19 protein-coding genes are annotated in these 22,807 nt (G+C 58.0%); 9 read left to right on the top strand and 10 right to left on the bottom strand.

Annotated elements, in window-relative coordinates; translation table 11 throughout:
* Positions 1–9: 9 nt before the first annotated feature.
* The 3 genes from NCS67_RS28535 to NCS67_RS28525 all read right to left on the bottom strand — a co-directional run bounded on the left by NCS67_RS28535 (position 10) and on the right by NCS67_RS28525 (position 5,529).
* Positions 10–1,599, bottom strand: a complete 1,590-nt coding sequence (locus tag NCS67_RS28535) for an endo-1,3-alpha-glucanase family glycosylhydrolase (protein WP_250437577.1) — start codon at positions 1,597–1,599, stop codon at positions 10–12.
* Positions 1,596–3,902 carry a GNVR domain-containing protein gene (locus NCS67_RS28530; RefSeq protein WP_250437576.1) on the bottom strand — a complete coding sequence of 769 codons (2,307 nt, stop codon included), beginning with the start codon at positions 3,900–3,902 and terminating at the stop codon, positions 1,596–1,598. The genes NCS67_RS28535 and NCS67_RS28530 overlap by 4 nt, the downstream gene beginning before the upstream one ends.
* A gap of 187 nt (positions 3,903–4,089) precedes the next feature.
* Positions 4,090–5,529, bottom strand: coding sequence for a lipopolysaccharide biosynthesis protein (locus NCS67_RS28525; protein ID WP_235366189.1), 1,440 nt, complete (start codon positions 5,527–5,529; stop codon positions 4,090–4,092).
* 379 nt (positions 5,530–5,908) lie between these two features.
* Between NCS67_RS28525 and NCS67_RS28520 the strand changes: the two genes are divergently transcribed.
* Entirely contained in the window at positions 5,909–6,928 is a 1,020-nt protein-coding gene (locus NCS67_RS28520; protein ID WP_250437575.1) for a phytanoyl-CoA dioxygenase family protein, read from the top strand.
* A 70-nt stretch (positions 6,929–6,998) separates the two neighbouring features.
* Here the strand turns inward: NCS67_RS28520 and gmd are convergent, their stop codons facing one another.
* From gmd to NCS67_RS28505, 3 genes are all read right to left on the bottom strand, one after another.
* Complete coding sequence (gene gmd, locus NCS67_RS28515; protein ID WP_250437574.1) at positions 6,999–8,117, bottom strand: GDP-mannose 4,6-dehydratase; 1,119 nt, start codon at positions 8,115–8,117, stop codon at positions 6,999–7,001.
* 79 nt (positions 8,118–8,196) lie between these two features.
* Complete coding sequence (locus tag NCS67_RS28510) at positions 8,197–8,676, bottom strand: cupin domain-containing protein (RefSeq protein WP_175980258.1); 480 nt, start codon at positions 8,674–8,676, stop codon at positions 8,197–8,199.
* A gap of 203 nt (positions 8,677–8,879) precedes the next feature.
* Positions 8,880–10,037 (bottom strand): glycosyltransferase, encoded by a 1,158-nt coding sequence (locus tag NCS67_RS28505; RefSeq protein ID WP_250437573.1) that lies wholly within the window; start codon positions 10,035–10,037, stop codon positions 8,880–8,882.
* Positions 10,038–10,353: 316 nt separating this feature from the next.
* Between NCS67_RS28505 and NCS67_RS28500 the strand changes: the two genes are divergently transcribed.
* The 3 genes from NCS67_RS28500 to NCS67_RS28490 are packed head-to-tail and all read left to right on the top strand — an operon-like array spanning position 10,354 to position 13,771.
* On the top strand, positions 10,354–11,772 hold the full coding sequence (locus tag NCS67_RS28500; RefSeq protein WP_250437572.1) for a glycosyltransferase family 4 protein: 1,419 nt from the start codon (positions 10,354–10,356) through the stop codon (positions 11,770–11,772).
* Positions 11,773–11,832: 60 nt separating this feature from the next.
* Entirely contained in the window at positions 11,833–12,459 is a 627-nt protein-coding gene (locus NCS67_RS28495; protein WP_250437571.1) for a DapH/DapD/GlmU-related protein, read from the top strand.
* A 55-nt stretch (positions 12,460–12,514) separates the two neighbouring features.
* Positions 12,515–13,771 (top strand): glycosyltransferase WbuB, encoded by a 1,257-nt coding sequence (locus NCS67_RS28490; RefSeq protein WP_250437570.1) that lies wholly within the window; start codon positions 12,515–12,517, stop codon positions 13,769–13,771.
* Positions 13,772–13,782: 11 nt separating this feature from the next.
* Here the strand turns inward: NCS67_RS28490 and NCS67_RS28485 are convergent, their stop codons facing one another.
* From NCS67_RS28485 to NCS67_RS28470, 4 genes are all read right to left on the bottom strand, one after another.
* Positions 13,783–14,874 carry a GlxA family transcriptional regulator gene (locus tag NCS67_RS28485; RefSeq protein WP_250437569.1) on the bottom strand — a complete coding sequence of 364 codons (1,092 nt, stop codon included), beginning with the start codon at positions 14,872–14,874 and terminating at the stop codon, positions 13,783–13,785.
* A gap of 673 nt (positions 14,875–15,547) precedes the next feature.
* On the bottom strand, positions 15,548–15,988 hold the full coding sequence (locus tag NCS67_RS28480; RefSeq protein WP_033536022.1) for a cupin domain-containing protein: 441 nt from the start codon (positions 15,986–15,988) through the stop codon (positions 15,548–15,550).
* Positions 15,989–16,541: 553 nt separating this feature from the next.
* The gene (locus tag NCS67_RS28475; protein WP_033536023.1) at positions 16,542–16,844 is read right to left on the bottom strand and encodes a protealysin inhibitor emfourin; all 303 of its coding nucleotides are present in this window, start codon (positions 16,842–16,844) and stop codon (positions 16,542–16,544) included.
* Between the two features lie 97 nt (positions 16,845–16,941).
* Entirely contained in the window at positions 16,942–18,015 is a 1,074-nt protein-coding gene (locus NCS67_RS28470) for a M4 family metallopeptidase (protein ID WP_250437568.1), read from the bottom strand.
* A 535-nt stretch (positions 18,016–18,550) separates the two neighbouring features.
* On the opposite strand from NCS67_RS28470, the gene NCS67_RS28465 reads away from it, so the two are divergent.
* From NCS67_RS28465 to NCS67_RS28445, 5 genes are all read left to right on the top strand, one after another.
* Positions 18,551–20,308, top strand: a complete 1,758-nt coding sequence (locus NCS67_RS28465) for an alpha/beta hydrolase (protein WP_250437567.1) — start codon at positions 18,551–18,553, stop codon at positions 20,306–20,308.
* A 313-nt stretch (positions 20,309–20,621) separates the two neighbouring features.
* A complete protein-coding gene (locus NCS67_RS28460) occupies positions 20,622–20,879 on the top strand; it encodes a hypothetical protein (RefSeq protein WP_008346270.1) in 258 nt (85 codons plus the stop codon).
* A 43-nt stretch (positions 20,880–20,922) separates the two neighbouring features.
* A complete protein-coding gene (locus NCS67_RS28455) occupies positions 20,923–21,180 on the top strand; it encodes a hypothetical protein (RefSeq protein WP_008346268.1) in 258 nt (85 codons plus the stop codon).
* Positions 21,181–21,628: 448 nt separating this feature from the next.
* The gene (locus tag NCS67_RS28450; RefSeq protein WP_008346266.1) at positions 21,629–21,886 is read left to right on the top strand and encodes a hypothetical protein; all 258 of its coding nucleotides are present in this window, start codon (positions 21,629–21,631) and stop codon (positions 21,884–21,886) included.
* Between the two features lie 447 nt (positions 21,887–22,333).
* Positions 22,334–22,591, top strand: coding sequence for a hypothetical protein (locus NCS67_RS28445; RefSeq protein ID WP_008346270.1), 258 nt, complete (start codon positions 22,334–22,336; stop codon positions 22,589–22,591).
* Positions 22,592–22,807 lie beyond the last annotated feature (216 nt).

Genomic DNA, 22,807 nt, shown 5'->3' with positions numbered 1-22,807 from the left:
TTGAGCGCGCTACTGGCTGCATACCAGACTTACGGGCGAGCGCGCCGATCCTCCGCCGATGTATAACGGGTCCTGCGCCGCGCCTACCGAGACGATCGATGTGGTCGACGTTACCTGTGCGACTGTGGCTCCATTGCGGATAATGGCGAAGCTCGGTACGCCGGAAACCGCCGGAACACGGAATACGTTCAAGCCCGCCACGCCATTCGACGTGTGGTCCGTTCCGCCGGAGGTTATCCGCAAGACAGCGGGCGCGGTCAGGAAGGCGACCATTTCGATGTCGTTGACGACTGAGCCCACGCCTTCTTCGACCATCGCGGTCTCCGGCGTCGAAGACCGGCCCGGCGTAAAGATCTGCCTGCGATGAAAGTAGAGAATGCTATCCCGAACGATCGGCGGCGGATTTCCGGTCTTGGCCCATTCGATGTAGTAAGCCGCGAGATCATAGAAGGCATACTGCGTACCGACAGAGGGCGAGACGTGAGTCGATTCCGAGTAGTCGTTCCAGGTGACGAGCTGCACGTAGGCTGGATCTCGCGACGTCACCTGAGACCACTGCGCCCGAAAGAGTGCGGAATTCTGCGCTTCCCAGAACACCGAGTCTTTTGGCCGTGAATCCTGAGGCGCGACGGGCGTCATGATATCTGCACCGAACGATTCGAGATTTGTAAGCGCCTGATCTTCCCAACCGCCTTTATCGGTCGATTCCGGCACCGTTCGAACGCCCCAGAACGAAAAGGAATTCGTGATTGTGCGAAAGTCGGCGGATTTGGCGGGATCGAGGAGAATAGGAATCAACGTGACGTTCACGCCTGCAGCCGCAGCTCCGCGAATCACATCCGACCAGAAATTCTGGCTGACGTTCTCCGCGTAGAACGGCGCAATTGCAAGGCTTCCGTCGGCCATTCGATACCCGTTCTTCTGTCCTGCAATGACACGTATGGCCGCGACCATATCCGACACACTGACACCATCGAGCGCCGCCATATCCGGTTCGGCCAGAATCTTGAAGTCGGGCGCGACATGCTGTGCAACGGAATAGACCCGCATCACGTCGTCCCATAGCGAGCCGCTGTTGATTTGCAGAAGGTCTACGCCGAAGCCGTCTATGTCAATCTTCCTCGCGCGCAGTATCTCCACGGCCAGGGCGCGCTGCTTATAGACGTTAGTGGTGTAACGGGCCAAAGGTAAGGGCCGGTCGCGCAGATAGCCGCCAACGCTCGCGTATTTGCTTCCTTCACCGGAGCGATTCAGATACTCCGTGCAATAGTAATCGGAACGTGCCGGAAGGTTATCGATAGAGAGAGGAAATGGAGTGAAGTAATGAGCAAATACAATAGGTCGACGCCCGGTTCCTATGAGCGCAGTGCTTACCGTGAAAGGCAATGCCGATGCCGGTGATTCCGTATCGACGATCGACTGTGCGTTTTTCTGCAAGGCGGTCCATTGGGCGCTGGTAAGATCGGCGGCGCGCGTCGAAGTCGACGCCACGGAGACCACCGAGGCCAGCGCAAAGACCGCTACAGCGCGACGGGATCCGTCATGACACCCGCGGGCTGCGGCGGCCCGGCCGACGCTACACATTTGCAGATCGTTCATGTCTCGTGAAGTCCCGATGGACGAGGCGCGATGCCGTCGCGAATCGCGTCGCGTTGCGTGGTCAGTGAAGCGCCGCCGAAGGCGCTCGGCGAAGCGCGCGAGTTGCCGGCCGTCGAAGACGACTCGGCGCCGACGACGGGGGCGGCTGTCAGCGCGTTATGTTTTCTGCGGCCCAGGGTATTAAGCACGGCCCCGGTTACCCGAACGCCGATCGATTCGAACGCGTCGACGCAAGCTGTCAGATCGCCGATTCTCGATAAATTCGCTCGCGCGACAATGAACACACAACCCGCCTGCCGCGCCATGACGAGCGTCTCGGCCGCGCTGAGCACCGGCGCAGCGTCAAGGATGACGAACTGGTAACGCTCGCCAACCGATGTCAGCGATTTTCGTAGTGTATCCCTCGAAAGGCTGGAAGGTACTCCGTCCGTTCGCACTCCGCTCGGCAATAAGTCGAAGTCACCTGCGGAGCCGATTCGAACGACCTCGTCGAACGTGCTGCGTCCGGAGATAACATCCGATAGCCCGGGCGCAGATCCGGCGTTTCGCCTCTTGGATAAGCGTCCCGCGCGCGCGTCGGCATCGATCAAGAGCACGCGCGCGCCGCTCTGAGCAAGTTGAGCCGCGACTTGCTCCGCTACGAATGATGTTCCCGTCCACGCATTGACCCCGCTAAAAATCGCAATGCGAGAACCGGACTCGAGCATCTTATGCTCGAAGATGGCAGAAAATCGACGCAGGCTCTCGATCGACGGCGCTCTGGATGTGGTATTCGCGCCTGCACGAGCAACGTCGATACCTTGGCGATACGATGCGGCCCCTGCTACGTTTCCGAACGCGCCACTCACAAACACAGGCAAACCCGTGCGCCGCTCGATATCATCGGGACCGTCGATTTTGCCCGACCATGCTTTTCTCGCGAGCGCGAGCAGAATTCCCAGAAAAGCGCCGCCAACAATTCCGAGCACAACAATGAGCAATCGCCGTGGCTTTATCGGATCTTCAGGAAGCGTGGCGTCGTCGATCAGTCGTACTTCATTCACCCGGCCGGCCTTGATGAAGCGTAACTGCTGCATGTTCGCCAGCAAGCCTGCGTAGAGTTGATTGTTGACGCTGATATCGCGTGAAAGCCGAAGCGCCTGTTGCTCGAGTTCCGGCAACATTCGCGCTTCGGCTTCCAATTGCGTGGCACGCGCGCTCAGTGTAGTGATTTGCCGATCCACCGCAAGCACCGTGCTGTCGTCTTTCGTGAACCTTCGCAGAAGTTCCTGCCGTTGCACTTGGAGATCCGTCATCTTGGCCTGCACGTCGGCCAGCTGTCTGATGACGACGTTCGCTTGCTCGCTAAGATTGACTGAGCCCGTCTCGTTCTTGAACCGGCTGAACCGGTCCTCCGATTTCTCTATCTGACCCTTCAGTATCGGCAGTTCCGTGCTCAACGCCTCCATCGATTTCTGTGCGTCGGCGCTTCTTCTCGCCTCTTCACTTGCGACATAGGTCGTGCCGATTGCATGAAGTATGTTTCGAATGAAAACCGGATCGGTGCCTTCCAGGGATGCGCTGACGATATTCGATTCTTTCCCTCGCTCCGTGACGCTCAGTCTTTCCTGAAGCTTTTCGACCACTGCCGATCGCGATAACCGCCGAAGATCGAAAACCTGACCGGCACCTCCAGGAAGCGCATCGATCTTCAACGCGATCGCACCGCGCTTCGTCTCGAAGTTTTCCAATGTCGATACGTTGCCCTTAAAAGTCTCTCCGTCGGGAGTTAAAAGACGATAGCGTCCGTTGCCTTCCGACACTACTTCCAGTGCCTTCTTGCGCAGGCTTTCGGGCACTTCTGCAATCGAAGCCAAACCCGGTTGAACGCCGCCTACCTCGGCCTCGCCCGTGATTCTGCGCCACGCGGCGCCAAACTTCGATTGCGCGCGAGTCCAGATATCGCGACGCGGAGTGAGCGAGATGTCCAAATGCATCGGTGCGATAGCTGATTCCAGCACGCTGCGCGACGTGATCTTCTGGACTTCGGCTGCAGCGCGAGGCTTCACCGCGAACAGTGACGACACATCTTCGAGCGAGCTTCTGCCCGACGATTCGGGAGGCTCCTGAACCTGCAGCAATATGCTTGTTTGATAGATCGGCGTTGCGAGGATCGCGTACTCGCACGCGACGCTGCCAACGATTACGGTCGTCCCGACGATAACCTTATAGTTGCGCTTCAGAAACCGTATATACGATTCCGTGACCGTTTCCGCGCTATCGCCACGTGGCAAGGCAACGTCGTCTGCGAAGTCCTTAGTCATCTGTAGCGCTCCGGCAATCGTCAGAAAAGAATGCTCGTATAGCCGATCCAATACTCCACCCGCTCCGACAGCCTTGAATGTAGCCAGCCCGCCGCTGCGCCGGCTTGCTTGACCGAATGTGGCAAGACATTGGCGCGAACGGCATCGTGGTTGAAGACGTTACTGCGCTTTCCTGCCGGTCGTTCGCTTATGCGGAAGTCGCACCTTTGTCGTCGAACACGCTCAGATGCGCGAATATGCGCTTTCTGAACAGGAACAGGTACACGCAGTAGTCAGACACCAGGCTTGCGATCACCGTCGACCACACCACCCAGGCGACTTCATGGAATGTGGACACGAGCCAGAATTTGAGCGACAAGGCGAGCGCACAACTCACACACACCGCGACCAGTTGTGATTTCAGCTCGCCGACGCCGTTTAGAAAGATGCCGAACGCATTGCCGAACGCATCGACTACCGACATGACCGCAACCGCGCAGAGCAGCGCGACGGGAATACTAAGGTGGTTGCCGACCCACTTGCTCAGAAGCCACGAGGAGGCGGCGAATATCGATCCGCTGGTCACGATGGCGATCGCACCGGTGCCGAGCATCGACAGCTTTAACGTCATCGACAGGAAATTCGTGTCGCCCCTCGCCTTCGCATCGGCATAGAGGCCCCACAGCGGCACCGTCAGCATCGAGATCCCGACAGTAAGGAACTGGAACAGACGCTGTGCGACGGCGAGCTTCGCGACTTCCGTCACGCCCAATAACTTTGCGACGATGAGCGCGTCGAAGCCGCTTGCGCACATGACGCCGACCTGCAGTCCGAAAAACAACGATCCCATGCTGAGGATCTTCTTCGAATCAGTCCACATCGTCGAGTGCGCCCCACCCGAAATCAAGCCGAGCAATCCTTGTCGATTCAATCGCACAACGAGACACGACGACATGCAGATCTGAATGCCATAGGTGACGAACAAGAGCCACGGAATGGATGCTTGACGCAGACAACACCAATACAAGAGCGGCAGCGATATCAGATAACCGATCGAGCTGACGATATGCTGTTCCCAGCCTCTTTGAAGGCCATGACATACACGCTTCACTCCACCGAGAGGAATGTTCAGGCAGGTTAGAACGAGAAAGAGCGTCGCAGCCACCAGCGTTTCATCAGCGGCGTCAGCGCTATGGCCGAAGACGAGGCGCAAGTCGAATATGTGGAGCGCAGCGTACAAACAGATTCCGCAAATCGCGCCGACAGTGCCGAGCAGCCATACCCCATGTGTGATCAGCTCACGAATGCGCCGAGCATCTTCATTCGCTCGCGCCCCTGCAACGAGATTGAGAAGCGCATTGCCTATGCCGAAGTCGAGCATGGCGAGCGTTGCGGCGAGACTCGAGAACGTCATCCATACGCCGAAACGTTGTTGGCCCAGATACGGCAGCGTCCACGAGACGGATGCAATCAGGACAATGAACGCCAGGCCGGAACTGCAGACGTTGCACGCGATCGTAAGCGCAGCTCGCCGATATCGATCCCTGTCGCGTCCTTCCGATCTGCCGACGCCGAATGGCAACATTTCGAACAGACGCGAGGACATCGCGAAGAGGGCACGGCGCGAGGCGGCCAAAGGTGGTGGCATCGCTCAGGCTCTGTCGAGCATCGCAAGCACGCATTCGATCTTCGTCACGTCCATGCCTCTCCCCGGTGGTTTCACGCCCGACGCGATCCTGCGGAAATTGGCTGCTCGCGGCACATGTCGACCCGTGAACCACCTTCGCACGTGCACGAAGCATAGGAGCGCACGTCTGGCCGATGACGGAGTTGACGGAATATGCCATGAGGTTGGCCGAATCGGGTCGATGTGTCGGGAGAGCGCTCACACCTCGCCCTGTCTCGGCCAATTCCTTGCCGACATCCGCCTTGCATCGGTCAATGAGCTGTGCGCGACTAGTATGGCCTGTTGACGATCCACCGCGTGCCGTGTCGGCTTGACACGCGACTTACGACCGGAGAATCAAATGGCAAGCTTGCCTTTCGACGCCGCAGAACCAGGTCTCAATGAAGAGGCGATCGAGCACTCGTCGCCTGACATTTCCGTTCGAGCTGGCTTATCGTGGAGCCAGACGGAGAAGGCGCTCTTCACTCGCGAATTCCTTTCTGTCAATCCCGAACAGGTAGTCGCAGAGCTGAATCAAAAAGGATACTTTGCGTTTCCTTCCGCCCTTGCACCAGCGGCCATCGAACGCATAGAACACGATTCGACTGCAACGAAGCTGGGCCTGAACGTCAACAAGGTCGCCGGTGTATTCTGGGAGAAGCAATACTATCTGACGAACCTGCTCGCCGTGTCGAAGACCTTCTACGACTTCGCGACCTCATCATTTGTTTTCAGGGTCTGCGAAGGATATCTGGGCGACAAGTTCAGACTCAAGGCGCTGAGATACTACGAAACGTACGGCGGGCACCACATGCAGTGGCATACCGACAACAAGACCGACAAAGCCTTCGCTCATATTCCCGGAATCATCTTTATCTTCTATGTCTCCGATGTCGACGACGGCGAGTTCCAGTACATCGAGGGCTCGCATCTCTGGTCCGGAGAAAAGGCGTATAGCGACTACACGGATGAGTTCATCGCTGATAACCTCGCGTCGGACGTCAAGAGCTTCAAGATGCCGCGCGGATCGCTCGTCATTTACAACACCTACGGCATTCATCGAGCGAGACCCGTAACCGACAAGAACTTCGTCAGGAAAAGCGTGTTCTTCCAGGTCGACAGTGAAATACAGAAGTCCGAGCCGATCATCGTGAACACGGAATTCATTTCCGAAGTCAACGAACGAACGTCGATGTTCCTCGGATTCGGACAGCCCTCGGAGTATGACGTCTTTCCAAAGACCTCGATGAACACAGCGCCGCTCAATCGAACGATGATGTCCGTGCTGGGCGAATATCTTTTCTTCCGCTTGACACGCGCCGGATTCGCGAAGCTGGCTCGGGGTCTGCAACCGCTGATCCGCAGGTTAGCCGGAAAATGAACCGACTCTTCGATCAAAGGTCCGCTGGCCGCGAAGCCAGCGGGCCCGGTCGACACTCGCACGTGCGCGCTTATTCGTGATGTTCCAGCGCACGGTATCCGGCTAGGGTTATCAGAGCATCGCGCTTCGCTATCTGATAATCGGACTGCACCATTTCCTTGACGAGCGCTGGAAAAGTCACCGTTGGCGCCCAACCGAGTTTCGCGTGAGCATTCGCCGGATCGCCCAGCAGGGTCTCTACTTCCGTCGGCCTGAAGTAGCGAGGATCGACACGCACAATCACGGTCCCTGGCGCGACACGGCATTCCTTGCTGGTGATCCGCTCCACGATCGCGACCTCGTCGACACCGCTGCCCTCGAAGCGCAGAACGATACCGAGCTCCGCGGCAGCAAGTTGCACGAATTCCCTCACACTGTATTGCACGCCGGACGCGATCACGAAGTCCTCCGGCTCGGGCTGTTGCAGCATGAGCCACTGCATCTGAACATAATCGCGTGCGTGTCCCCAGTCGCGCATTGCGCCCAGATTGCCGAGATACAGGCAGTCCTGCGATCCGATTGCGATGCGAGCAATCGCGCGCGTGATCTTACGCGTGACGAACGTCTCTCCACGAACCGGCGATTCGTGGTTGAACAGAATGCCGTTGCACGCATAGATGCCATAAGCCTCGCGATAGTTCACCGTGATCCAGTACGCGTACAGCTTCGCAACGGCATACGGGCTTCGCGGATAAAAAGGCGTGGTCTCCCGCTGGGGTATTTCCCGGACCAGCCCATATAACTCGGATGTCGATGCCTGATAAAAGCGAGCGCGTTTCTCGAGACCCAATATGCGCATCGCTTCCAGTATTCGCAGAGCGCCCAGACCGTCCGCGTTGGCCGTGTATTCGGGTTCCTCGAACGAGACCGCTACGTGACTTTGCGCGGCGAGATTGTAGATCTCGTCCGGTTGAACGCGCTGGATGATACGCAGGATGCTCGAAGAATCGGTGAGATCGCCGTGATGCAAATGAAACCTTCGCTGCGCTACGTGATCATCTTCGTAAAGATGGTCGATACGGTCGGTGTTGAAGAGCGATGAACGGCGTTTGACGCCATGCACCTCATATCCTTTATCGAGCAGGAATTGAGCGAGATAGGAACCATCCTGACCGGTTATTCCGGTAACAAGCGCGACCTTATTCGGCATCGTTTCTTCTCCTCTTATGCCAAGTCACATGCGAACAACAATCTCAGGGTCTTGATGCCGCTTTCTTCAACGCCGTAACTCACGACCGCGGTTCGAATCGAACCTTGTCGTGATCGCCCATGTAAGGCCCTTGTTTCACCTCGATGAAGGCCGCGTCCTCGAGCATTTCGAAGCCGTGACCGCCCGCGGACAGCAATATGACGTCTCCGGGCCCAAGTGTCCGGCTCGTCACATAGTGCAGGTTCGCACCATAAAGATCGACGCGAACGCGTCCTCTTTTGATCAGCAGAACTTCTTGCGTCAGCTTTACTTCACGCGCCATGATGTTATGCACATGCGCGCATATCTTCGTTCCGGCGGCATGCTCCATATGCGCGAGTTGCTGCGAGTATTCGCGCGGCGTGAAAAAATTCACGCCTTCTCTCGAGAAGGAAGCACGGATGATAAGAGCAAGTGTGACGCCGTCGTGAGCGATGATATCGACGCTTTCTTCAACCCCAATGTCCTGCTCGGCCGAAAATACCCGCATGATGTGTCCCGACTGGAGAATGTCCGACATGGACGCGCTTTGAAACGCGTAGCAGAGGCCGGAACGCGCATCGTCCGCAACTGAAGCTTAGCGCCCGTTGTGATTCGTCTCTCGTCAAGTGACGGAATCTGGCAAGGTGTTGACCGATTCGCGTCGCGGCTCCACCCTTTCTCGTCATATAAGTCGCGCATGCGAAGGTCGCGCGCACGAACGCACGTATCTTGCCTCGATCATTAGGCGCGGCCGTCACTCATCAGCGAAATATAGTTCCTGGCCGCGCGAGATACATGAAAGCGGTCGTCGAAGCACTGCCTCGCAGCTGATCTCATCGCATCCTTTTCATGCTCCGGCAAGCTCGTCCATTGCATGAGCAACCGAGTGATGCCGGGCAGCGTATCCACATCGACGAGGCCCGCTCGGTCCGCCACGACTTCCTGCCAGATTCCGACCTTGTCGGTCAGTAGCACCGGCACGCCGCATGCGAGCGCCTCGGCCACCACGACGCCGAAGTTCTCCTGATGCGAAGGTAAGACCATGACGTCCGCCGCCCGCAACAAGGACCACTTGTCCGCGCCCGTCACCATATCGATCCAGGTGATTTTCCTGGCAAGCCCGAGTTGTTCGGCTTCACGACGCAGCTTCGCCGCGACGCCGTTGTTGTCAGGCCCCGCGATAACTAGTTGATAATCGTTCGCGGCGTCTCGCAGATCGTGAAAGGCGCGAATCAACAGGTCGCAGCCTTTCTTTTCATGGAGCCGCCCTAGAAACAACATCAACTTCTTGTCATTCGAATGCCCCGACGCGCGCCACTTTATAACCTCTGCCTTTTCGATCAGAGGTGGCGGCACGGTGCCGATCGTCATGGTGTTTTCCTTGGCGCGATATAGCGGGAATGCTTTGCGCGCCAGGGTTCGCTCGCTATCCGTAGTGAAAAGAACGCCTTTCGCGTTGCTCAGGACGTGTCGTTCAACGAATAACCAATAGACAAGCTTCTTCGCGAACTTCAGTGGATGGCCTATGTTGAACCATGGATCCAGCATTCCGTGCGGCATGACGAAGTATGGAATCTTCCGCGGACGCAGCGAAAACACGGCCGCCGCGCTATGAAACTGCCAAATGCCATCCACGACAATCGCGTCATATTGGCTGCCGTGCTCGATCAGCCAGCGAACGAGGCGGAAGTTGAACGAGTATTTCCCTGCACGGTGTCCAAGGCGGACCACTCGATCGAACACAGCGTCATCTGACGTGTCGGCATGGACCGAAGGATCGAGACAGACGATATCGACCGTGTGTCCAAACAGCCGCAGTTCTGCAGCGAGCTTCTTGATTGCCTCCGCCGGACCGCCACTCCTTGCCTCGATAGACGGAATGATGTGGAGCGTTTTCAAAGACGTTCTCCAGTGAGCCAGGACGCATGCGGGAGCGGCAATGTTCGTCGACACCTTTCGACAGCCTCGTGCAACGCCCCGGAAAGGCATCGTAGCGCCGCGGATGCCCGGCAAGGTCCGTTGGCGGAAATCATCAAGCTTTTGGCCGGGCACCCGCGTGCTGAGTCCGCGGCAATGGCGGGCGCGGTCTCACTCATCGGTCAGCCAACGTCTTGCCGTCATCCGTCATAACGGGTCGCGCGGATATACGGCAGCCTATCGTTAGACCAGCCCACGATAGACGATCCGATATTGATCGTGTCGCTGTGAACGCAACATGTCCTTTCTTCTGCGGGGAACTCAAGATATGTTGTTCAAGAGAGCCGCTTCGAGCACTACCTATCAAAGTGATCTGGCAGTTCCCCGATTCGCCCATCGCCGCGTTGAAACTCGTGAACATGCGAGCGGCGCGGATGTCACCGGCATCGGCTTTCATGTCCGGCCGATCCGGATGGTGGTCTTTATCGAACTGGACAATTCAGTAGGCGGAGGATTTCAGCAAGCGACGAACGCTGCGCTTCTGGCCAAGCGCCTGCCGCCCGAACTCTGTAACGTGACCTTCATCACGACGCGCAGGTCCGCGATCGAAGAACTGCATCGGGTTGGAATCGATGCTCGCTATCTTCGCGTTCACCGCTGGCAAAAGCTGCTTGCGCGTTTCCATGTCATGTGGCGCCTGCTCAATCCGCCTCAACTATTCAGAAAGCACGTGTACTTCAATTGGCTCGACCGGTCTTTACGGGAAATGGGCGCGGACCTCGTCTACTTCACGGGTCCGTCCTATCTGGCTCTCGTGACTGCACGTTTCAGCTATCTCTTTACGGTCTGGGATCTGGCGCACCGCGATGAAGTGGACTTTCCTGAAGTTCGCTGTGGCGGCGAGTTCGAGCGCCGCGAGCAGATCTATCAACTTGCGCTGAAGAAAGCGACCGGTGTCGTAGTCGATTCAGAAGCGGGACGCGATAACGTGATCCGACGATATGCCGTCGATGAGGAAAGAGTTCATGTGATTCCCTTTTCTCCCGCGATTGGAACGCAGTTGTCCGAGCATGAGCTTGATCATCCGGATCGCTTTATCGACATCAAGGCAAAGTATGGCCTGGATTGCGACTACGTCTACTATCCCGCCCAGTTCTGGCCGCATAAGAACCATGTCTATCTATTGCGGGGATTGCGCAGCCTGGAGGATCGCTTCGGGATCAGGGTCGGCGCCATATTCTCTGGGCGCGACTTCGGCAACCTGGCTCATGTACGCTCAGTGGCCGATGAGCTCAGGCTGGCGGACCGAATCCGCTTTGCAGGCTTCGTGTCCGATATCGAAGTGACCTGCCTCTATCGTCAGGCGGTCGCATTGGTGATGCCCACGTATTTCGGGCCCACGAACCTGCCGCCCTACGAGGCGTTTCAGCTTCGCGTGCCCGTGCTGTATTCCGACCTGAAAAACCTGCGAGACCAGATTGACGACGCGGGGCTTCTCATCGATCTTGTGAACCCGGACAGCATGGCCGATGCACTTCGTGAGCTCATCATCGACCCCGACCTGAGAATGCGGCTGATCCAGCGAGGCAAGCACCGCATCGAATCCTTGACGGACGACCGCAGGCTGTCGGTGCTTCGTCATGCACTGGAGACGTTTCGAGTGCGCCGTATGTGCTGGCAGCCCTCTCCGAAGATGTCCCGGATTGGCGACAGTTAAGTCGATCTGTCCGCACCGCCAATACCTGAAACGTGCAACGACTGCTGGGAGAGCTTCCAAATGGCATCAGAACTCCTCACCGACAATGCGGTGTCGAACGCGGAAACCGTTGTCCACGACGTCAAGGACGAGCACCCTGCCAATCGCGTCATCGATCTGAGCCGAGCAGGAAAGGGCAACTATGAGAAGGCGCGATCGACGCTCATCGAAGCACTATGGTTTGTTGTCGAAGCGTGCGTCATCAATAACAAGCTCAACCCGTTTTCGAATGTGCGAGTTGCGTTACTCCGTCTCTTCGGCGCGAAGATAGGCGTCGGTTGCCGCTTCCTGCAACAGCTTCGCGTGAAAGCACCGTGGAATCTCGAAGTGGGCGATCACTCATGGTTCGGCGCCGATGTGTGGATCTATAACCAGGCGCCCATCCGCGTCGGATCGCATGTGTGCATTTCACAAGGCACGTTCCTCACAGCCGGCTCGCACGCAATGAGCACGACGATGAATCTGAGCGTTGCACCGATCGTCATTGAAGACGGCGTGTGGATCACGGCGAATTGTGTCGTGCAAATGGGCGTGACCATCGGCCGTTCGGCGGTCGTTACACCGCTTTCCGTCGTACATCGTTCGCTCGAGCCCGAAGGCGTTTATGGCGGCAACCCATGCCGCTTCATTCGCAAGCGCTTCGATTGAAAGTCAGCGCGTTCGGCGCGCCGACTTTTCAGTTTCAACCACATTGGGTGGCTCGATGAAAGTGCTGATGATCTCGCTCAACTACGCCCCGGAAGTAACCGGGGTTGGAAAGTATTCTGCCGAGCTGGCGGAATGGCTCGCATTGCGCGGACATACGGTACGCGTAATCACCGCTTCTCCGTATTATCCGGAATGGCGCGTTCGCGCCGGCTATAACTCGCACACATACGTGACGGAACAGCTCAACAATGTTTCGGTGATACGCGTGCCCTTCTGGTGCCCGAAACGCCCTTCGGGCTTGAAGCGCATATTGCATCTGATGAGCTTCGCACTCTTCTCCATTCCCGCCGCGGCAGTGCAAATCGCGTGGCGTCCGCAAGCCGTATGGCTCGTCGAGCCGCCCTTGTTCGCGTCGCCCATGGCGCTGTTGGCAGCGCGCATCGCGAGTGCATCGTTCTGGCTTCACGTACAGGACTACGAGGTCGATGCCGCTTTCCGGCTTGGAATCCTGAAGGGCCGTGCGGCGAAGAAGCTCGCATCGTCCGCTGAAAAATGGCTGATGTCGCGCGCCGACGTGGTCTCCACACCTTCAGCCGCGATGACGCGACTGGCGGTGCAAAAAGGCGTCCTATGCGAGAACGCTTTTACATTTCCGAATTGGGTCGACATGCAGCATGCACAATCGGACAGCGCGGACAACTCGTATCGCGCGCAACTCGCTCTCGGTCGCGGCGTGCAGGTCGTACTTTATTCCGGCAATCTGGGGCTCAAGCAAGGTCTGGAAGTTATCGCGGATGCGGCAAAGCTTCTCGCGTGGCGCGAGGACATCATGTTCGTGATCTGCGGTGCCGGGCCCGCAAGATCGTTCCTGCTCGATAAGGCCCGCGACTTACCCAATGTCAAATTCCTCGATTTGCAGCCTAAAGAGCGCTTCCACGAACTGCTCGCGCTCGCGGACATGCATGTTCTGCCGCAACGCGCCGATGCCGCCGATCTCGTCATGCCATCGAAGCTCGGCGCCATGCTGTCGAGCAAGCGGCCGGTTATCGCCACGGCGAATGAAGGCACCGAGCTATGGGACGTCGTGAATTCCGTCGGCCTCGCGGTCGAACCCGAATCTCCGACTGCATTGACTAAAGCCATACTTCGTCTCGCCAATGACCGCTCGCTTCGTGAGCGTCTTGGTGCGCTCGGCCGACAATACGCGGCATCGAATCTCGCCAAGGAATCGATCCTTCTGCAATTCGAGGCGCGTCTGCGTAGTTCGGTCAAGGCCAAACGAGGTGTCGGCGATCAGGCGCCGACAACCTGAGCGCTTCGCTCTCAGCGCTTATTCCGGCTTCGTGCGCGAAATTCGGTTGGGGACATCGAGAATTCCTTGCGGAATAGCTTCGACAGTCTCTCTCCGTTGCTGAGGCCCGTTCGACGGGCGATCTTGTCGACCGGAAGATCGCTATTTTCGAGCAGCTTGCAAGTGAGATCGAGCCGCGCGCGAAGCAGATATTTCGAAGGCGTGACGCCGATCTCGCGCTTGAACAGACGCAGGAAGTTGCGCTCGCTCATCGAAGACATGCGCGCTGCATCGACGACGGATATCGCCTTTGCGCAGTTCAGCACGAGCCAACGCGCCGCCGCGCGCGCCTTCTCGGCCAGCGTCGTGTCATACATCTCTTCGAACGCCGCCTCGAGCGACAAGCCTCCGCCCGATTCGAGACGGTCCGCGACACGCATAGCCAGATCGGCGCCCAAGTCCTTCTTGACGAATGCAAGCGATGTCATCAATGCCTGATCGCGTTCATGCTCTGATAGGGTTTTGGTCGCCGAACTGGGCGGAATATCCTGCTTCATCGAAGGCCAGTCCCGCGGCGTAACGCCCGCGGCCGACAAGAGCATGTGCGCGTTTCCCATCGCGGTAATGGTGACGCTCTTCCCGCTCACGCGTCTCAGGAGCTCCATAAGATTGTCGTCCGAGGACGCGCGTGCCACGCCGCTGCCTCCTGCGACGAAAAGGTTATCGAGACTATCGAATTTTCCTCCGGCGAGTTGTTCCGTCCACACGGACATGGAAGAAGAACACGAGACCGTACCCCCGCGAGCCGATACCAGATTCACGCGATATTTCAAAGAATGATTCGCTGCTTCGGATTGCAACTCGTTCGCCACATGCAGCGCTTCGGCGAGGGTGCCTGCGGCCAGCAAAGAGAAACCATCGTATAAAACAATGCCGATGTGCTTGATTACCGTCGAATCATGCATCGCATACGCGCAGTCGCCAGCGACGGACGTAGCTTCGAGGACGTCAGTTGAGGTTGACATCGCGGAGCCTCCAATTCGTTGCGTTAGTGTTATTCCTTCCGAACGAGCGTGTCGACTGTGGACGTCGTTTAACTTTTGGGAGTCACCAGGCGTTCTCACAGACGCAGGTTACAGGTAAGAAAAAATTGCGTCGAGGAAACGATAAAAATAGGCATCCATATGAAAAAACTTCTTAATCGCTCGCGGCGTTGAACGGATAGGCACGTTCGTATGGACAGACGGCATAGTCGTGGACGATACATTTGCAAACGCCGGCATGATCGCACTCGCAATCGTTTGCTTTCGTAGCGTTTCGCGAAGTTAGGTGAAGAAGCGTATTCGCGCAGTGCCGAGCAATACAAAAACGGGCGCGAATTCGCGCCCGCCTCTCGCCGGAAGTATCTTTACGGATGCAGCAGAATCAAAAGCTATCCCGCGTTGCGTTCAAATCATATGTTATGACGAGCGTGCGTCGATTGATTCGCCAAAGGCGAATGCGACGTTTCGCGAAAAGTTCTCCATGAGCAAAGAGCCAATTCGCATCACGCGCGGTCATGCATGCCGGCATTGGCGCGTTTGATTCTTTTCTGCGAATCGGCGGCAGATGGCATCGGCAATGAACTAAAGCGCTGGCGTATTACGGACTACTCCGGCGTGCCACGCGCCTCGCAGGAACTCGGGAACCGTGCGCTCTCCTGCCTGATCCGTTCGCAATGCCTTGACCAATGGACGAGGTTATCCATCGCGTGACTCATCACTTCGATCGTTCCGTGATGTTCTTCGAAGGAGATTGTCAGAGCGACGTGCGAGGCAGATAGCCGCTCGGCTTGCCCTGCAATCTGCGGCTCACCTTGAGCGCGAACAACACAGGCTTCGTGATGTGCGGACGAAGGATGGCATGCTTGCGCACATACTTAGGAACGTACCACTGAGATCGCGTGCCCGCGTAAAACAATGCGGCGTGTCCCGCGCGCAGCGTGCGCGGTTCCTGACCTTCGGCGGTAATGATGACTTCGCCTTCGATCACATAGATGGTCTCGTCTTGCTCGAAGTACCAGTTGAAGCGGCCGGCGGTGCAATCCCAGACCCACGAGGAGGTCGTCGTGTCGAGACTTTGCGACCATCTGCCACTGCGGGCGACAGGATTGCCTTCGAGTATCCATGCGGGGTCGATCGGATCTGGTTCGAGCAACACATCGTCTAGACGTACGGACTCGAAAACGGGAGTTGGCATGAAGTCTCCTTATGGTGCGGCTTGATCGGTCATCGAAAGAGCGGGAGAGAGTCTGCGCTCGCTCATTCAGCAATCTGGCTCCGTCAAGGTTTCGGCGCCTTGCGCATTTACAGACAAAGAGGCAAGGAAAACGTTCATCATTAACATTACATTCTGTAATGTTTGGCAATCTTATACAGCACGCCGGAATTGCGCAAACGAAAAACCGGTGTTTTGTATGAGCCAACGCACATACATAATTCTTGAATCCTTGCCTCGGTCTAAGGCTGGTTTGATAGCTCGCGGGTGAGGTGATCGACCGCGAGAACGGCAATCGCCGAAGTTATCGAGCGATTGCCGTTCTGCCTTTGATTGACGTGTAGATGCTTCTGATCGCCGCCGATCGATCGACGGAGGGCATCTCAATGATGATCGAAGCAGAACTTTGGCGGGCTTCATAGATACTCCGTTTGAATGTATGGAATCAGCAAACTGCAAGCACATCTTACGAAAGCAGAGTTAGCTGGGGAATTATCCAATTCAGCCGAAGTGTTGACGCACGCACAGCCGGAAGTTAGCGATGTCCATGCCGCTTGATGAACTCCATCAAGGCGGCAAAGGCAGGGGGTATGGAAGGATCGGCGGCCTGAAGGTGAAGCGTATCGTCGCCATCGACATGGATCCGATAGGTGCGGCCGTCCGGAACAGGTTTCGTTGCGCGTGGCCTCGATGCGCTCGCCTCGGCGCGCGCCGCCACGACGAGATGCGCGAATGCAACGCCATCGTCGGGCGAAAGATCCTTCTCGTCGAGAACGATCGGCCGTGCAAGTCCGGGAAAGGCAGCTAACCCGCCATCGGTCGTCAACTCCGCGTGCATTGAAGGCTCCCACGACGATTGATGTGAAGCGCAGCCCGCGCACACCAGCGCCGCGCCCGACAACAGGAGCGCGGCGAAGATGCGAGCGCGCGCACGATCACAATACACCGACTTCGTGCCATCCCTTCTTGACCGCCGATGCCTCCGCGCTGCTCGCGCCATATAGCCTGCTCGCCGCAGTTAGCGTCAGCTTCGCGAATGTCTTGAAGGTCGCGGTCGGCTTGAGGTGCGAGTCGGTCAGCGTCTCATACCAGATTCGCCCCGCCTTCTCCCAAGCATATCCGCCGATTTCAAGAGCGGTCATGCAGAACGCCTTGTTTGGAATGCCTGAGTTGATATGCACGCCGCCGTTGTCCTGCGTCGTGCGAACGTACTCGCTCATGTCGGCGGGCTGCGGATCCTTTCCGAGCCTCGGATCGTCGTAGGCCGTGCCGGGATTCTTCATCGAGCGAAGCGCGACGCCATTGACGCCCTTCGCGAGCAATCCCTCGCCGATAAGCCAGTCCGCCTTGTCCGCCGTCTGCTTGTGCGCGTATTGCTTGATGAGCGAGCCGAACACATCCGATATCGACTCGTTCAGCGCGCCCGCCTGCGTCATGTAATTCAGGCCGGCGGTATGTTCGGTCACGCCATGCGTCAATTCGTGACCGATGACATCCAGTGCAATGGTGAAGCGGTTGAAGAGCTCGCCGTCGCCATCGCCGAAAACCATCTGCTGCGAGTTCCAGAACGCGTTGTCATAGTCCTTGCCGAAATGGACGGTGCCGATGAGCGGCATGCCCGCATCGTCGATCGAATTGCGATGAAACACCTCCAGATAGAACTCGAAGGTCGCACCGAGACCGTCATAGGCTTCGTTGGCGGCATCGTCTTTTACGGGCTTTGCGCCTTCGGTACGAATGACCGTGCCGGGCAACGTTTCAGTTTCGTCGGCCGTGTAGATCGTGCGATGCGCGGAAGGCGCGGCGGCAGTGGGCATCGGCGCTGCGCGCCGGACTGCGAGCGTGGCCTCCACGGCACGGAAGGACCGCATCGTGTGATCCTTCGACAGCGTGTCGATGGCGATCTCGCGCTGCTTCGCGTCGCCATGCTTCGCGATGTGCTCCAGCATGTGCGGCGGCAGAATGCAATAGATGGAGTGAGGGCGTCCGGGTTTCAGGCGAGTGCACATGATCGTCTCCTTGGCGAATCGAATCGATGGATTGAGCGCGGCCACGACGAAAATCTAGACGATGCCTCCGAATAGTCAATAGATGCCCTTCTACCATTGCCAAGCGTTATGGCGATCCTCGCGAACCGCTTCATTCCGGCTTCCCGTTCATGTAGATCTCCTTAGCTTTTTTTCGTGCCAAGAGACGCGAATGTGCGATAGCGAACATTGCATCGACGTCTAGACGTCCGGTCTCGTGCATGCATGGCGGTATACCCCATGCATGCGGCAAAACATCACTTTGTTGTCCAGCGCACCGAAGGCCAGAAACGAAAGGAGGTTAAATCTTGCAAAACGTGCAATGAGAACCTCAACAAATGCGCGACCTAAATAAAACATCGAGCGGCCCAGGGATTCAGTGCGTTGCCAATATCGCTTCTTACCGAAGCGAGCGCCTATGCGTCGGTAATTTTGGAAGTGGGGCCGACGCATGACGCCGATCGTCTTCGGAGGCCGCTTCGGGTGGCTTCACGTCGGCCATGGAAGCCACGGCGTCGTGCTATGCAACCCATTCGGGCATGAGGAAGCGTGGGGCCACAAGGCCATGCGCTATCTGGCCGAAGAGCTTTCCCGACGCGGTGTTCCGGTCTTGCGCTTCGACTATCTGGCGACCGGCGATTCAGTCGGCATCGATCATGAGAGCGATCGGGTCGATCACTTCATCGCGGATATCGGCGCGGCTATCGAACGTTTGCGACAGGAAACGGGCGTAACGAAAGTCACGCTGTGCGGCTTGCGTCTGGGCGGCACACTGGCTGCGCTGGCATCGCATCATCCGCTGGTGGATTCGCTCGCGCTCCTCGCGCCCGTGGTCAACGGACGCCACTATCTGCGCGAACTCACCGCGCTGCGACAGACGTGGGTCGAAAATCTTCCCGTCGTCGTGAGAGCGGTGCAGGTCGATTCGCCATATCACGTGCTCGGTCAGGTTTATAGCGAAGCGTTTCGCAGCCGCCTGAGCGGGCTCGATCTCGGCAAGGCGATGAGTCATCAGTCCGCTCTGCCCAAGCGCGTGTTCGTGGCCGACTTGCGGCCGGGCGCGAGCCGGTCGCTATGCAACGTATTGCTCGATCGAGGCGTCGACGTGCAGACGGAAGCCTTCGACGACTACTTCGAATTCATGCAGGAGACTGCATCGTCGGTCTTGCCCGAGAAGACGCTCAAGCGCGCCGCGCAATGGATCGAGGAGGGCGTGGCCGAAGGCATGGCCCGCGATCTCAAGCCGGCCCGCGCGAGAAAGGCAGCGCGGCCGAGCATGAGCGACGATGCGATCATCGAAACGCCGGAAGCGATCGAGCGCCCGGTGATCTTCGGCGCTGCAGGACTCTTCGGCATCTTGTGCGAGCCGCGCGACGGACTGCCGGGCGGCCCTGTGATCGTCATCACGAATACGGCGGGCAGCGTGCATCAAGGCGACAGCCGGCTGTCCGTCCGCATGGCGCGGGAGATGGCACAACGCGGCATCGCATCGTTGCGCTTCGATGCGCGTGGCATCGGCGACAGTCCCGCACGTTCGCCGGATGGCACGCACGACACGGTTGCGTCGATTCATGCGCAAACCACGATCGAGGATGTCGCGACCGCAGCTGCATGGCTCAAACGCAAGGGCTACGATAACGTCGTTGTGTTCGGCATCTGCTCGGGTGCATATAGCGCGTTGCGCGCGTCGCTGATCGAGCCGGCTATCGGCGCTGTCATCGCCGTGAATCTGCAGCGCTTCCATGTACCTGAGCATCTGACGCTGCAAGAGCTCAGAGCGCAGCGGCGCAACACGATGGCGCGTCTCGGACCCGCGATCCTGAAGCCGCAAAAATGGTGGCTCGTGCTGAGCGGCAAGCGCGGACTCAAGCCGATCCTGAAAGCTTTCGCATCGAATGCGGCGGCGCGGCTGCAATCGCAGATGCCCGGTGTGACGCGCAAGAAGGTCGTTCAGGCGGATCACGGTTCGCTCACGGATCCGCACAGCATCGTCCATGCGCTCGAACGCAAAGGCGTGCGCACGCTGCTCGTGTACGGCGCAGGCGACGAAGGTCTCGATCAACTGAACGCGCATTTCGGCAGGCACGGCAAGAAGCTGTCTCGAACGACGCGCGTCCGGGCCGCCGTGTGCGGCGACGTCGATCACGCGCTCTACGACACGCGCGCGCTCGCCACCGTGATCGCGATGTCCGACACCTTCATCAAGGATCTGAAGCCGGAAAGCGCGCCGGTCATGGAACCCATTGCGCCGCTCGGTGTTTCTCCGCAGCTCTAAGCTGATCTTCATCTCATCGACTCTGATACGGGACGCGGCTCGTCCGCGCACGCGCGTCCCGTATCGTTGACCACGCTGTTCGTCGGAATCCGACAAGTCCCCGCCCTCTGTTTCTCTGCGGCCCACACTTCGGCCTCGCCTATTGCGGATGGTTTCGGCGCGCGAATCGCGCTTCCACCCCGCAATCCCTTTCCTATCAGGCCGGCGAGTTAACCGAACAGATCCTCTAGTAGCCGCTGGCACAGCCCTCGCATATGTAGCTGCGAGCGCAACGATTGGTGCTCATCCAACCAACCAAGTCAGGAGCTACATCATGTTGAAGATCGACAACCTCGCTGTCAGCAAAGAACTCGGCCGTGCTGAAATGGGCGCCATCGTCGGCGGTTCCAGCATCTTCCAGAACAACGGCATCAACGCCAACGTCAACGGCGGCTTCTCCTTCGCCAGCCCGCAAACGAACGTCGCGCCCGTCACGCAAGTCGATGCCTCGCAACACACCGACGTCGACGTGAAGAACATCACCAAGTCGCTCGCTTCGGTCGGCAGCCTGCTTGGCGGCGTCGCACTCTGATTCCCCATCTCATCGCAATCATCCACGCATCCGGAGAACCATCATGTTGAAGATCGAATCCCTCGCAGTCAGCAAAGAACTCGACCGTGAAGAAATGGGCGCCATCGTCGGCGGCTCCAGCATCTTCCAGAACAACGGCGTCAACGCCAATGTCAACGGCGGCTTCTCGTTCGCCAGCCCGCAGACCAACGTCGCGCCCGTCACGCAAGTCGATGCGTCGCAACATATCGACGTCGACGTGAAGAACATCACGAAGTCGCTCACCACCGTCGGCAGCGAAATTCTCGGCGCGAAGCTGTAAGCATCATCCCTCGAAGGGAGAAGGAACCGACGACGTTTCCTTCTCCCTCTCGTCATTGTTCCGAAGGCCGCACGCGCGCAATGCGCGGATTGACCAGGCCGCTCCTCTTTTGGCTTTTTTCCGCTAAGGCAATCGCCTGCAAGTGGCTTTGTCACCAGCGTTGTACGGCGCGTGCATGTGATATGGGCTGTTTCACTGAGCCCGTCGCATTCGTGTACGCGGACCGTCGGTCGTGCGCCGACATGTCCGGCGATCTGTCATCGCGCAGCCGACGAATCGATGCGCCGCTCGTTCGTGAATGATGCTGTAGATGCCCGGTGAGCCTTGCTATTCAATGGATCGGCCTAACCGGACAACATCCGGACGCTTCTGGCACAGCTCTCGCATATGGAGATGCGAGCGCAACGATTGGTGCTCGTCCAACCCAACCCGTCCCAGGAGACACATCATGCTGAAGATCGAAAACCTCGCCGTTAGCAAAGAACTCGGCCGTGCTGAAATGGGCGCCATCGTCGGCGGCGCGAGCATCTTCCAGAACAACGGCATCAACGCCAACTACAACGGCGGCTTCTCGTTCGCCAGCCCGCAGACCAACGTCGCGCCCGTCACGCAAGTCGATGCTTCGACGCACACCAACGTCGACCTGACGAACGTGACGAAAACGCTTGATTCCGTCGGCAGCCTGATCGTGGGCGGAAAGCTGTAAGGCATCGTCTACAAGGGGAGAAGGGACAACGCTGCTTCCTTCTCCTTGCTTCTCTTCGCTGTACTCCCTTCCTGCCTGTTCTTCCTTCCCCAAGTTGCGCCCCAACGCTCGATGCGAGCGCTGTTCGTCTTTTTCATCGATACTTCGTATTCCATAGTTTCGTCTCTCTTCTTGCGGCGTGAAACGTGTCGCGTGTCTGATTACCTTGCGTGTTCGCCGGCTCCAGACATGTTTCGAGTATCTGTCTTTGGACGGCCGACAGCCGGCGACCATTAGCGACCTGGACTGCGCGTAGAGATCTGCTTTGAGTACCTCGATTTTGTATGTCGATCAACGACTTGCATTAACCGAACAGATCCTCTAGTAGCCGCTGGCACAGCCCTCGCATATGTAGCTGCGAGCGCAACGATTGGTGCTCATCCAACCAACCAAGTCAGGAGCTACATCATGTTGAAGATCGACAACCTCGCTGTCAGCAAAGAACTCGGCCGTGCTGAAATGGGCGCCATCGTCGGCGGTTCCAGCATCTTCCAGAACAACGGCATCAATGCCAACGTCAACGGCGGCTTCTCCTTCGCCAGCCCGCAAACGAACGTCGCGCCCGTCACGCAAGTCGATGCCTCGCAACACACCGACGTCGACGTGAAGAACATCACCAAGTCGCTCGCTTCGGTCGGCAGCCTGCTTGGCGGCGTCGCACTCTGATTCCCCATCTCATCGCAATCATCCACGCATCCGGAGAACCATCATGTTGAAGATCGAATCCCTCGCAGTCAGCAAAGAACTCGACCGTGAAGAAATGGGCGCTATCGTCGGCGGCTCCAGCATCTTCCAGAACAACGGCGTCAACGCCAATGTCAACGGCGGCTTCTCGTTCGCCAGCCCGCAGACCAACGTCGCGCCCGTCACGCAAGTCGATGC

The sequence above is a fragment of the Caballeronia sp. ATUFL_F2_KS9A genome (assembly GCF_023630765.1).
Lineage (GTDB): Bacteria > Pseudomonadota > Gammaproteobacteria > Burkholderiales > Burkholderiaceae > Caballeronia > Caballeronia zhejiangensis.
The sequence above is the reverse complement of the archived record's forward strand: the minus strand, read 5'-3'. Positions and strand labels throughout refer to the sequence as shown.